This window comes from Lacibacter cauensis (assembly GCF_007830055.1).
GTDB lineage: Bacteria > Bacteroidota > Bacteroidia > Chitinophagales > Chitinophagaceae > Lacibacter > Lacibacter cauensis.
Genome location: NZ_VLLE01000007.1, coordinates 192,200 through 205,443 on the forward strand (window position 1 = coordinate 192,200; position 13,244 = coordinate 205,443).

The window sequence follows — 13,244 nt, forward strand, 5'->3', positions numbered from 1 at the left end:
TATTTTTGCCCGGGCTTTTTAATATGCTATGCTGAATCGTTCGGATTGCGAACCAAACGACGTACCGAAATAATATTCTTCTTTTCTTGTTTTGCCGTTCTTTAATTGTACAACTTTACTGCTGGTTGTTATCTCTACAGGAACTGTGCTTACTGGTTGTTTTAAACGGAAAAAACGCAATCTTCCTTGGTTTTGTGCCGCAACAACAGCAAGAGAGCCATTGTAGGTGAATTGTATCAATGATCGTGCGTTACCCGGCACCAGTATTCCACTTTGTAAAATCGATAGTGGTTTAAAATTACCTGCACCATCACCCTGCAATAACAATCCGTTCGATGCATCAATACGTCCTTGGTTGGGATGCATATCGTAAAGATTACCTGTAAGCAGTAAGTCAATATTTCCATCCTGATTGTAATCATTTGCAGTAATACCAAATACCGCACTTATTTGTGCAAGTGCCGGCAATGTATGTACTTCAAATTCAAATTTGCCTTTGTTCTCAATCCATACACTTGAAAGCGTAGTAGCAGTTAATTTTAATTCGCCGTCCCGTTTAAAGTTGCTCATTATTTTGTTCATGTCGGCATTGGCATATATATTGTAAACAGGATAGAATTTTTTAATAGAAGGAATTTCATCTGCTAACTGGTCACGATAAGCAACCGGAAATTCTTTTACTGGTCCGTGCAGTGTTGCAGGCTTCCATATGCTTAGTAACGCATCGTACTTGCCATTACCATCGTAATCGCTGCTGTACACATGCATGGGTTGCTGTTCGCTTGCATGATAGTAACCGTTGTTGCCAAAGTTGCCCGCCACATAATCCATATCGCCATCGTTATCTACATCGGCAGCTGTAATACTGTTCCACCAGCCGGTTAATGCATCGGTTGCAGTTGATTGTTGTACCAAGGTTCCTTTATCGTTACGGAAGAAATGGATGCCCATCCAATAACCTGTAACAAGCAAGTCTGCATCACCATCGTTATCAGCATCACTCCATGTTGCATCGGTTACCATGCCAATTTGTTTTAATGCAGGCGCTGCTTTGTCTGTAACCACTTCAAATTTCACCACTCCGTTTTTACTGTTGTTGCGCAGCAGAAAACTTTTTTCAGCTTTTGGATATTCGCCGGGCACAGCTTTCCCTCCAACAAATAAATCAATATCGCCATCGCCATCGTAATCGGCACCCTTTACACAGGATTTACTGTTTGTAAGTAAGGGAAGTGCAGTACTGTCGTACACAAACACTGCATTGCCGTTGTTGATGAATAACCGGTCAGCATAACCAGTACTGCCTTTTGGTAATTCATTACCGCCACTGCAGATGTATACATCAAGATCTTTATCGCCATCTGCATCAAATAAACAAATACCTGCATCATCAGCAGTTTGTTTCGTTCCTGCGAGTGGTTGTTTAATAAACTGGTGGTTGGCTTGTTGTACATACACAACCGGAGGTTCGGGTAAGCTGCCACCGATTACAATATCAACGAGGTTATCGTTATTTAAATCGCCTGCTGCCATAGCCGGGCCCGATTGCGAAAGTTTGAACGGTAGCTGGCGCTGAATATTAAAGTCTACATAATCGTATTCGTTATGAAAGAAATCCAAACCTGTTTGTGCGGTAATGTTGCTGAATATATTGGCAGTTGCATATTGCTGCTGTACTTCGTTATTAGGTTGTGCTGCTGCCGACTGGCTGATGAGCATTGTTTGATTGCAGACTACATCCCGCAGCACTTCTTTTTTGCCATCGGGCCAGTAAACAAGTATGGAATCGATTTTTGCAATACTGTCTAATCCAAAGTGCAGAATATTTTCAACTGAACTCATGTAACCGTGGTAGGGGGTGTTTTCTGCAACTTGTTCGCCGCCTTTGTACATCAGTTTAACCGTTGTACCAATGCCGTTGATGTTTGCAGTATCGCCCCGGAAACGGATGCGCAGATAATTCTTTTTATGCTCAGTTTCGTTGAGTTTGTTTTCCAGCAAGGTTGCTTCCATATTGGTGTTGTTGATGACCACATCCAGGTCGCCATCATTATCAAAATCGGCCGTTGCAATACCGGCAGAGTAGGTAGGGATATTCCAGCCCCATGTGATGGTTTTATCTGCAAACGTAAGATTGCCGTTGTTGCGATAAATATAATTGCTGATTTGTACGGGAGGTTGCCGTTGTATCAATTCTTCGATACTGGTTGCGGTTTGCGATTCTCTGTACGCTACAAAATCAAGATCGGTTACATCTTTCGGCAAGCCATTGGTCATCATCAGATCTTTGTATCCATCATTATCTGCATCGGCTAACAGCGCAGCCCAGCTCCAGTCGGTGTTGGCAATGCCCGCCATGTAAGCAATTTCGCTGAACACCGGAGCGCCAATAGTATCGTTTTCTGTTAAACGTGGACCTTGGTTCAACTGCAAGGTGTTTCTTACTAGCTGGTACGGAAAGCCGAATTGCGATGAGTATTGATACCAGTTATAATCAACCGGGTTAAACATCATCTTCTGCCGGTAATTATCTTCGGGCATCATATCCATTTCAACAATATCAAGCAGACCATCGTTATTAATATCGCCTGCATCGTTGCCCATTGCATTTAAACTGCTGTGTTTAAAATATTCGCTGTTGCGATTGGTGAAGGTTCCGTTTTTATTGTTTACGTACAACAGGTTGCCGCTTAAGTAATCGTTGCTGATGTAAATATCTTTCCAGCCATCTCGATTAATATCGAGCACACTTATTCCAAGACCGTTGCCTTCCCATAAAATACCTGCTTCTTTTGTTACGTTGGTAAATACAGGATGCTTCATCACATCATTCCAATCATTACGGTACAGGATGTCGTTGGTAAAACCGGTGCCGTCATCTTTTATTTTACGGAAATTATTCGGGTACTCCTGGTTAAGATCGTTTACAACAAGGTACACATCTAAATCGCCATCGTTGTCATAATCAAAGAAGTTGGCCATGTGTGTACTTACTGTATCAATTAAACCATATTCGGCTGCACTTTCTTTAAACGAAGGAATTTTGGTAGCGGGGTCAACACCGGTGTTTACATACAGTAAATCCTTTTTCAACTCAGGGTCCTGCCATGCAGCGGCACAAACATAAATATCTAGCAAGCCATCGTTGTTAATGTCTACCACCGTTGCGCCACGGCTCCATTTTTTATTGCCACCAACGCCTGCTTTTTCCGTTACATCTTCAAATTTGAGATTACCCCGGTTAATGTACAAACGGTTGGGTGCAATAGAAGCTGTGAAATAAATATCGGGAAGGTCGTCGTTATTAAAGTCGCCGATACCAACACCACCACCATTGTAGAGGTATTGGTAGTTCACCATGTTCATTTGAGAATTTTCAATGATTTCGTTGTTGAACGTAAGGCCGCTTTGGGCAGAAGGAACGGCAACAAACAACGGCTTTTCTTTTTTTGCGCAGGCTGTAAACAACAGCATCGCAAACGAAAACAACAAGGGCAATCGCATAATCAGTAGTATAGTTGCCCGAATTTAGGATAAATACCGAGTATACAAACTGTTTACGCCTTAGCCTTACTTGTTTTTTGCTTTATCAGTAACAGTAACAGACCGGTTAAAATAATGCAGGCTGCTGCCAATAGAAAATAGTTGGCAATAGCAAAAGGCTGGCTTTGCATGGCTCTTACGCCTTGTAACATTAGCAGTACTTCGTTAAACAATACGCCCGATACAAAAATCCAGGCAGCTGTTGTAGCGGCACGTTTGTTTAACAATATCAGTTTCTCTTGAAAAAACCATCCAACAATAAATACGCTTACAAAACAAAGCAGCACAAGGTGGAGGAAACCAATAACAATCGAACGTAAACCAAAGGCATAGGTATTCAGTTGAGGAATGGCCGATAAACCCTGCATCAGAATTTTTAAAGCGAAAGCTGTGCCTGCAATAATCCAGAACCATTTTACAACCGGTTTCAGCCGGCTGTTGATTGCATATCTGTTGCGGTAAACAAATTGCAGCAGGTAGCCGAGTGCCGGCAATTGAATAACAGCTGCAGTTACAGCTAAGTAATACATCCAGCCGGGTATGCGCATCCACATCAGCGATAAAAACCATGCTGGTATTAACGCCAGCAGTAAGCAATAAAAGAAACGGTTAAGGTCTTTCGAATTGGCGGGAGTAATGAGTTGTTGCAGTGCTGCAAAAAAGATCCCGACTATGGTAAACAAAAACCAGCCATTGTATTGAAAGTGGAGATAGAAATAAACCGAGCCAAAATAAAGATCCTGCTGCAGGTTGCGTGTAGCCATTAAATACGCAAGGATAAATGTACCTGCCGATGACACAACATTGCAGAGCAATCCGGTAATAAGAAATTTGCGAACAATTACATTGATGTTTTGCTGCAACATTTCTTTAATGGCCAGCCATGTAAATGCATACGATACAAAAATAGAAGCGGTGGAAAAGGCAATGGAGCCCGTATCATAACCTGTAAACGGAAATGTGAACAGCATACCAAAGCTGCTCATTTGTTGCGCAACTAAAATCCACTCGAACTGACGGAGTTTTTTTTCTGAAGGTTGAAGTACATAAATGATGGCAATGTACAGTGCAAGACTTACCCAGCCGGCAAATGCAAAGTGCGAGTGCGCATGCAGTAAATGTTTCTGTTCTACAAAGGGTAACCGGAATACTATTTTATAACGGAGTAAAACACCCAGCGTAGCCAGTAAAACGAAATTAAATAATGCAAAGCGGGCCCATTTGCTGTAAAAGTTTGTGTAGTTCATTTCAATTGCAAAGCACAGGAAGATGTTGGTAATTGGTTATGATTAAAGTCATAGCACTGCATGAAGTTGCAGGTACTGCAAATCAGCAGAACACTTTTCCTTTTTCGATCTGCAGCTTCCCTTTTTCATGCAGTTCACGAATAGAACGGATAACTGTTTCAACCCGCAAGCCGGTCATATCGGCAATTTGCTGCCGGGTTAAATCAATCTTTAATTTTTCATTATCTGCAATACCACGGCTTTTCTTGTATTCCTGCAGTAAACTGATGATGCGGTGCGATGGTCCGTACGATGAAATTTCTTTCGACATCAGCGACTTGAAACGTAAGCGCTTGGCCAGGTTTTGCGTAAAAGCAAAATGAATGTCAAAATTGTCTTTCAGCAACTGCAGGAAATTTTCTTTTCGTAACCGGATAACAATACTGTTGGTATCTGCCACGGCACTTGCAGGATAGGCACTTTCATCGAACAGCGGCGGCTCGCCAAAACTTTCGCCTGCTTCAAAAAAACCTTGTATGAATTCCTTGCCTTCATCGTTGCAATTGCACATCTTAATACGCCCTTCTACCACCTGGTAGTAAAAATGAGCAATGTTGTCTTCGTAAAATAGTACCTGCCCCTTTTCAATGTTATGAAGGGTGGCGCCCCAGGCAAGGAGCAAATCGGTATCAATGATGCAGGTATTGGTGTGTAACATGGCGGCAAGTTAGGTGCCCCATGAAAAGTAGGGCAGTGATGCTAAATACCAAATTACATGATTTTGGTCATATTAATATGCTGTTTTTAGCCTGAAAATTGCATTTAATATGACATGGGCAGGAGGGTGTTTGCCGGATTATGACTTCAATCATATTTCTCTGAGTTACACCGTAGTAATCTTGTCCTGTAAAAACAAAAAATTATCAGATATGAAAAAATTACTTCTTGTGCTTGGTGTTTGCGGGTTCATCTATGCCTGCGGTAGTGGTCCATCAACCGAAAACAAAACCAGCGATGCGGGTGAAAGTAAAGCGCCTGCTGCTACCGAAAACCCGGCAAACGATCCTAACCGTGGTATTGGCAAGTTTACCAAGGTAGATGTTGGTGCATCACTCGATCAGAAAATGGCAGAGGCAGGTAACAAAGTGTACGATGTAAAATGTGCAAGTTGTCATAAACTATCAGAAGAGAAATTGGTTGGTCCGGGTTGGAAAAATGTAACACAGCGCCGCACAGCAGAGTGGATTATGAACTTCGCTACCAACACCGATGAAATGTTGAGTAAAGACCCTGATGCAATGGCTCAACTGGAAATTTGTTTGGTGCGTATGCCTAACCAGGGATTAACCGATGATGAAGCCCGCCACATTTATGAATTTATGCGCAAAAACGATGGCGTAAAATAAGAAAGGTAATTCTTTATAACTCTTAATACTACAACACAAATGAAACGTTTTAAAACACTACTGCTTCTGTCAATACCATTGCTTGCCCTGCAGATTACAGGATGTAAACCAAAAGGTGCAGGTGGTGCTGCCGCAACGGGTAATGCTGCAAAAGCATATGTAGCTCCCGGTAAATACGATGAGTTTTACAATTTTGTAAGTGGCGGTTTCAGCGGACAAATGAGCGTGTATGGTTTGCCCAGCGGCCGCTTGTTCCGTGTAATTCCTGTATTTTCTGTTGATCCTGAAAAAGGATGGGGCTACAGCGAAGAAACAAAGCCCATGTTAATGACCTCTAATGGTTTTGTTCCGTGGGATGATCTGCACCATATTTCTTTCTCACAAACAAACGGCGAAATTGATGGCCGTTGGACATTTGGTAATGCCAACAACACACCTCGTGTTGCACGTATCGATAACAAAACATTCCGCACTGCAGAAATTATCGAATTACCAAACAGTGCAGGCAATCACTCTTCACCATTTATTACAGAAAATTCGGAGTATCTCGTAGCCGGTACACGTTTCAGCGTACCTATTGGCGATAACCAGGATGTACCTATTGCATCGTATAAACAAAACTTCAAAGGCACCATCAGCTTTGTAAGCATTGGTAAAGAAGGTGAACTGGATATTGCATTCCAGTTACTGCTTCCCGGTGTAAACTTCGATCTCAGCCGTGCAGGTAAAGGTCCAAGCCACGGTTGGTTCTTCTTTAGTTGCTATAACAGTGAACAGGCAAACACGTTACTCGAAGTAAATGCTTCGCAGCGTGATAAAGATTTTATCCTTGCTGTTAACTGGAAAAAAGCAGAAGAATACCTGAAAGCAGGTAAAGGTGTAAAACAACAGGTGCGTTATGCGCATAACAAGTGGGATGAAAAAACACATACTGCAAAACATGAGATCAGAACAGAAGTAACGGTATTGGATCCTGCTATTCTGAAAGATATCTGCTACTTTATTCCTTGTCCGAAATCACCTCATGGTTGCGATACCGATCCTACAGGCGAATATATTGTTGGTAGCGGTAAACTGGCTGCTGTAATTCCTGTATTCTCTTTCACAAAAATTCAAAAAGCAATTGCTGATAAAAAGTATGATGGCGATTTTGGCGGTATTCCTGTAATTAACTACGAAGCTGCTTTACATGGCGAAGTACAAAAACCAGGTCTCGGACCATTACACACAGAATTTGATGCAAACGGTAATGCCTACACTTCATTCTTTGTAAGCAGTGAAATTGTAAAATGGAATGTAAAGAGTTTGAAAGTGCTGGATCGTGTACCTACTTACTATTCAATTGGTCACTTATCAATTCCCGGTGGCGATACTCGTAAGCCTTGGGGTAAATATGTTGTAGCGTACAACAAAATTACCAAAGACCGTTACCTGCCTACAGGTCCTGAGTTAACACAAAGTGCACAGATCTACGATATCAGTGGCGATAAGATGGAGTTGATCCTCGACTTCCCGACTATTGGTGAACCACACTATGCCGGTTCAATGCCTGCATCGTTAATTAAAGACAAGAGTCAGAAAATTTACAAGATTGATGAGAACAACCACCCTTATGTAACAAAAGGCGAGAAGGAAGCAAAAGTGGTACGTGAAGGAAACAAGATACATGTGTACATGACATCGATCCGTTCGCACTTTGCACCAGATAATATCGAAGGTGTAAAACTTGGTGATGAAGTATACTTCCATGTAACCAATCTCGAACAGGATTGGGATGTACCGCATGGCTTTGCCGTAAAAGGTGCATTGAATGCTGAGTTGCTGATTATGCCGGGAGAAACATCAACACTGAAATGGGTTCCTGAAAAAGCAGGGGTATATCCCATTTACTGTACAGACTTCTGTAGTGCGTTGCACCAGGAAATGCAGGGTTATGTTCGTGTATCACCTGCAGGAAGCAATGTGCCGCTTACATTCAGTTTAGGTAAGCAGGGTGCACCAGAAGCAGAAGCTGCAAAAAAATAAGCGATTCGAAGTTTTAGATGATTATCATTTCCGTAAGTGGCCGGCAAACAAAGGCCGGCCACCCAACGGAAAATAAAAACACGTATGATGAACAACAAATTGTCAGTAAGGGCACGCTTTCTATCATTATTGTGTGCAATAGGTTTAGCTGTATCGCTGTTGTTTCCACTATGGAGAATTGATTTAACAGCACCTCAATACCCGGAAGGATTAGTATTGAAGATTTATCCGCATAAAATTGGTGGAGATGTAGATGTGGTAAACGGCTTGAACCACTACATTGGCATGCGCACATTACACACAAAAGACTTTTTTGAGTTTACGATTTTACCTTACCTCATTGGTGCGTTTGCAGTGTTTGGGTTACTCACTTTTCTTATTAACCGCCGCTGGTTTTTTTATACCTGGGTAGTGTTGTTTGTTGCATTTGGCGTTATTGCCATGTTCGATTTTTATCGTTGGGAGTATAACTACGGACATAATCTTGATCCCAACGCTGCTATTGTTGTACCGGGCATGGCTTACCAGCCGCCGCTTATCGGGTTTAAGCAACTGCTCAACTTTGGTGCATATTCTTTTCCCGATGTAGGCGGATACATTTTTCTGCTTTCCGGTTTAGCACTGGTAGTGCTGTTATTTCTTGAATGGCGTTCATCCAATAAAAAAAATATTCCGGTAAATACAGTTTTAGCATTGATGTTTATGCTTTTCCTGCAGTCGTGTAATACCGGTCCGCAGCCCATTGCTTACGGTAAAGATGCCTGCCACTTTTGCAAAATGATCATCAGCGATAAAAAGTTTGGAGCAGAAGTAGTAACACAAAAAGGCAAAGCCTACAAATTTGATGATACCCATTGCCTGCTTTCTTTTTTAAGCAAGAAAGAACTGCCGGCATCGGAAATAGCTGCTGTGTACCTGGCAGATTATGCGCAACCCGAAAAACTACTACCTGCTGAAAAAGCATTATTGCTGCAAGGCGATGCAGTGCGTGGACCGATGGGGGGCAATATTGCTGCATTTGAAAATGAAGCCACCATGAAGCAGGTACAAACTTCATTAAAAGCATCTTCAATTACCTGGAGCGAAGTATTACCGTAATGCGATTGATTAGTACAACCATATTGCTCTGTTGTTTATGCTGTGTTGCGCAAGCCCGTACGCTTACAGTAGGTAAGGGTAAAATGTACAGCTCTGTAAAAAAAGCCGTAGAGGCTGCAGTTGCCGGCGATACTATTTGTATTTATCCCGGTGTGTACAAAGAGCAACACATTGATGTGGCCAAAACAATTCACCTGAGAGGAATAGGTTTACCTGTACTTGACGGCGAAAAGAAATACGAGATATTGACGATCCGTGCTAATAACGTTACAGTTGAAGGAATCTGTTTTCGTTATTCGGGCAGGAGCAGTTACATGGATATTGCTGCTGTGCGCATTGCAGAAAGCAGGAATGTGGTGATCAGGAAAAATGTTTTTGAAATAACTTTCTTCGGCATCTATTCGCAACATGCAACTGCATGTGTTATTGAGGGCAATCGCCTTTCTTCCGATGCGAAAGATGAAATTAATTCGGCCAACGGTATTCATTGCTGGAAGAGCGACAGCATGCTGATTACAGGAAACACGATTACCGGCCACAGAGATGGTATTTACTTTGAGTTTGTTACCAACTCACACATAAAAAATAATTACAGTTACCAGAATATACGTTATGGATTGCATTTTATGTTTTCCAACAGCGATACGTATACAGCGAATACATTCCGCAATAACGGAGCAGGTGTGGCCGTGATGTATTCCAACCACATCAACATGTTTAAAAATACGTTTGCCGATAATTGGGGCAGTGCTGCATATGGTATTTTGTTAAAAGATATCAGCGATGGTACAATTGAAGGCAACAGGTTTCAGAACAACAGTGTGGGTGTGATGATGGAAGGCAGCAGCCGTTTAAAAATGCAGAAAAATACCTATACACAAAATGGCTGGGCTATGAAAATACAGGCGAACTGTATGGATAATGCCATTGTGCAAAACAACTTTACCGGCAACTCTTTTGATATAGCTACGAACGGAGAGCTGGTGCTGAGCAAATTTGAAAAAAACTACTGGGATAAATACGAAGGCTACGATCTTAACCGCAATGGTATTGGCGATGTGCCGTACAGGCCTGTGAGTTTGTATGCGATGATCACCGAACGAAATCCGTCGAGCATGATGTTGTACCGGAGTTTTATTTCATCGCTGATTGATAAGATGGAAAAAATTATGCCCGCACTTACTCCGGTTGAATTGAAAGACGATAGTCCCATGATGAAACCTTTAAAACTCTGAGCTATGCTGATAGCATCGAACGTTACAAAAACATTTGGCAAACTGAAAGCACTCGACAACGTGAGTGTTACCTGCAATAAAGGGCAAACCATTGCATTGATTGGTCCTAATGGAAGTGGTAAAACAACATTGATTAAAACTATGCTGGGCATGGTTGTTCCCGACAGCGGCTTTATCACCTTCGATCAACACAATATTCTGCATAGCTGGCATTACCGTGAACGTATTGGTTATATGCCGCAGATTGGCCGTTACCCCGATAATATGACTATTGCACAGGTGATGGACATGATGAAAGACATTCGCAAAAGTGATGTACTCGATGAAGACCTGGTAAATGAGTTTAATCTGCCGGCACTGGCGCATAAGAAAATGCGTACACTCAGCGGTGGTACGCGGCAAAAAGTAAGTGCATCGTTGGCTTTTCTGTTTAACCCCGATGTGTTGATCCTTGATGAACCAACAGCAGGTCTCGATCCGCTGTCGTCGGAAATTCTCAAGCAAAAAATCGTTGCTGAAAAGGAAAAAGGGAAACTCATTTTAATCACATCGCACATCCTCAGTGAACTCGATGACTTGGTAACAGAGATCATTTACATGCAGGAAGGTAAACTGCAGTTTCATAAAAGTATAGCACAGTTGCAAGAGGATACCGGCCAGGTAAAACTTACCCAGGCTATTGCACATGTAATGAAGACACATTAAACAACTCACCATGCGTACCATTGTAAAATATGTCATGCTCGATTTGCTCAAGAACCGTATTGTAATGGGTTACACCCTGTTGTTGCTGGTTCTATCCTTCGGTATGTTCAGCATCGATGAAAACTCAACCAAGGGCGTTTTAAGCCTTATGAATATTGCACTCATTTTTGTACCACTCATCAGTATTATTTTTTCAACGATCTATGTTTATAATTCCGCAGAGTTTATTGAATTATTAGTGGCACAACCGTTAAAGCGGAAAACATTGTGGTTGAGTATCTACAGCGGTCTTGCGTTATCGCTTGCTGTTGCCTTTTTAATTGGGGTAGGAGTGCCTGTGCTTATTTACGAAAGTTCTGCTACGGGGCTTATACTGGTTGTTTCCGGATTATTTCAAACACTCATTTTTACAGGCATTGCTTTGCTGGCCTCTGTAAAAACAAGAGATAAGGCAAAAGGCATTGGCGTATCAATTTTAACTTGGTTTGTATTTACATTGATTTACGATGCAATAGTGATGTTATTGCTTTTCCAGTTCAGCGATTACCCCTTGGAGAAGCCAATGATTGCATTAACCATGCTGAATCCGGTTGATCTTTCACGCATCTTAATCTTATTAAAGCTGGATATTTCTGCAATGATGGGTTATACCGGTGCCGTGTTTAACGAATTCTTCGGCGGGCAGCTTGGTATGTTGGTATCGGCTATTGTATTGTTATTATGGACAACGGTGCCTGTTTGGTTGTCTGTAAAACAGTTTCAGAAAAAGGATCTCTAATTACGCCTTTTCTTTTGTACGCAGTTTTTAAAAACACAACTGCTGCAATACTAAAATCTGTATGCTGGTTTTAGTGTGATGTGAAAAACAAAAAAGGTTAACACATGAAAAAAGATATTGAAACAACAGAGGATATTGTGTTATTGGTAAACAGCTTTTACGAAAAGGTAAAGCAGGATAACAGTATCAGCTTTTTCTTTACCAAAGTCGTGCCGGTGAATTGGGAAAAGCATCTGCCGGTAATGTACAGGTTTTGGGAGAATATTATTTTTCACAGTGGTGGTTACGTTGGTAATCCTATGCTTGTGCATGCACAACTTAGTGCCAGGCATACCATGCAGCCATCGCACTTCGAAAAATGGATAGCGTTGTTCAATGCAACGGTAGATGAGTTGTTTGAAGGGGCCAATGCAGCGCTAGCCAAGCAACGAGCACACTCCATAGCTACTGTTATGCAAATAAAAATTGCGGCATCACCAAACGATCAACCTGTTTATTAAACAATTGTTTTTTACAAACGAAAGAGGCATCCGGTTTGGATGCCTCTTTTGGTATGGTTCATTCAAAGGATTATTATTTTGCAGGAGGAAGTAATACACCATCTGTTACATAAATGATTCCGTTTGACGCCGGGATAGTAGCAACAATGTTAATGCCGTTTACTGTCATTTTCCCATCCTTATTGCCTATAGTAATGTTTTGTCCGCTGGCCATGCCGTAGGTAAGTCCATCGCTCATTAATGCGTCTTTTAATACACCAACATACACATGGTATTCTAAAATACTGCGAAGTTTGTCTTTATTCTCGGGCTTCAGTAAATCATCCAATGTTCCGGCAGGTAATTTGTCGAAGGCTGCATTGGTGGGCGCAAAAACAGTAAAGGGACCGGCATTGGAAATAACATCCACATACTCGGCTGCTTTTAAAGCAGCAACCAATGTGCTGTGATCTTTACTGCCTGCTGCAATTTTTACAATGTCTTTGGCCGATTCATTGTCTTCTACAGTTGATTGGCCACCATCGGCGGCGGTTGTGGTTGCGGCAGCTGCTGTGTTACTGTCGGCAGCGTTATTGCAGGAAATGCAAATACCCAGCGCTATGGCCGGAAGTATAAAACGATAATTCATAAACAGGGGTTAATGGTTTAAACAAATGTGTATTTATCACATCGAAACTAAAAAAGCCCTTGGCAACACTTTATGATTGAAGTCATATTCAACTGAACTT

11 protein-coding genes are annotated in these 13,244 nt (G+C 41.8%); 7 read left to right on the top strand and 4 right to left on the bottom strand.

Going from position 1 to position 13,244, the window contains the following annotated elements; genetic code table 11:
* Positions 1-18: 18 nt before the first annotated feature.
* The 3 genes from IQ13_RS20105 to IQ13_RS20115 form a co-directional block, all read right to left on the bottom strand.
* On the bottom strand, positions 19-3,504 hold the full coding sequence (locus IQ13_RS20105; RefSeq protein ID WP_144888542.1) for a VCBS repeat-containing protein: 3,486 nt from the start codon (positions 3,502-3,504) through the stop codon (positions 19-21).
* A 53-nt stretch (positions 3,505-3,557) separates the two neighbouring features.
* On the bottom strand, positions 3,558-4,790 hold the full coding sequence (locus IQ13_RS20110) for a hypothetical protein (protein ID WP_144888543.1): 1,233 nt from the start codon (positions 4,788-4,790) through the stop codon (positions 3,558-3,560).
* 82 nt (positions 4,791-4,872) lie between these two features.
* A complete protein-coding gene (locus IQ13_RS20115) occupies positions 4,873-5,487 on the bottom strand; it encodes a Crp/Fnr family transcriptional regulator (protein WP_242009595.1) in 615 nt (204 codons plus the stop codon).
* Between the two features lie 211 nt (positions 5,488-5,698).
* On the opposite strand from IQ13_RS20115, the gene IQ13_RS20120 reads away from it, so the two are divergent.
* The 7 genes from IQ13_RS20120 to IQ13_RS20150 all read left to right on the top strand — a co-directional run bounded on the left by IQ13_RS20120 (position 5,699) and on the right by IQ13_RS20150 (position 12,516).
* Positions 5,699-6,175: a c-type cytochrome gene (locus IQ13_RS20120; protein ID WP_144888544.1), complete on the top strand. Its 477-nt coding sequence runs from the start codon at positions 5,699-5,701 to the stop codon at positions 6,173-6,175.
* Between the two features lie 39 nt (positions 6,176-6,214).
* Positions 6,215-8,200, top strand: coding sequence for a Sec-dependent nitrous-oxide reductase (nosZ, locus tag IQ13_RS20125; RefSeq protein WP_144888545.1), 1,986 nt, complete (start codon positions 6,215-6,217; stop codon positions 8,198-8,200).
* Between the two features lie 84 nt (positions 8,201-8,284).
* A complete protein-coding gene (locus IQ13_RS20130) occupies positions 8,285-9,298 on the top strand; it encodes a nitrous oxide reductase accessory protein NosL (RefSeq protein WP_242009596.1) in 1,014 nt (337 codons plus the stop codon).
* Entirely contained in the window at positions 9,298-10,533 is a 1,236-nt protein-coding gene (gene nosD, locus IQ13_RS20135; RefSeq protein WP_144888546.1) for a nitrous oxide reductase family maturation protein NosD, read from the top strand. Before IQ13_RS20130 ends, nosD begins: the two co-directional genes overlap by 1 nt.
* Before the next feature lie 3 nt (positions 10,534-10,536).
* Positions 10,537-11,238 carry an ABC transporter ATP-binding protein gene (locus tag IQ13_RS20140; RefSeq protein ID WP_144888547.1) on the top strand — a complete coding sequence of 234 codons (702 nt, stop codon included), beginning with the start codon at positions 10,537-10,539 and terminating at the stop codon, positions 11,236-11,238.
* Between the two features lie 10 nt (positions 11,239-11,248).
* On the top strand, positions 11,249-12,016 hold the full coding sequence (locus IQ13_RS20145; protein ID WP_144888548.1) for an ABC transporter permease subunit: 768 nt from the start codon (positions 11,249-11,251) through the stop codon (positions 12,014-12,016).
* 104 nt (positions 12,017-12,120) lie between these two features.
* Entirely contained in the window at positions 12,121-12,516 is a 396-nt protein-coding gene (locus IQ13_RS20150; protein WP_144888549.1) for a group III truncated hemoglobin, read from the top strand.
* 73 nt (positions 12,517-12,589) lie between these two features.
* Here the strand turns inward: IQ13_RS20150 and IQ13_RS20155 are convergent, their stop codons facing one another.
* The gene (locus IQ13_RS20155) at positions 12,590-13,144 is read right to left on the bottom strand and encodes a fasciclin domain-containing protein (protein WP_144888550.1); all 555 of its coding nucleotides are present in this window, start codon (positions 13,142-13,144) and stop codon (positions 12,590-12,592) included.
* Positions 13,145-13,244: the final 100 nt, after the last annotated feature.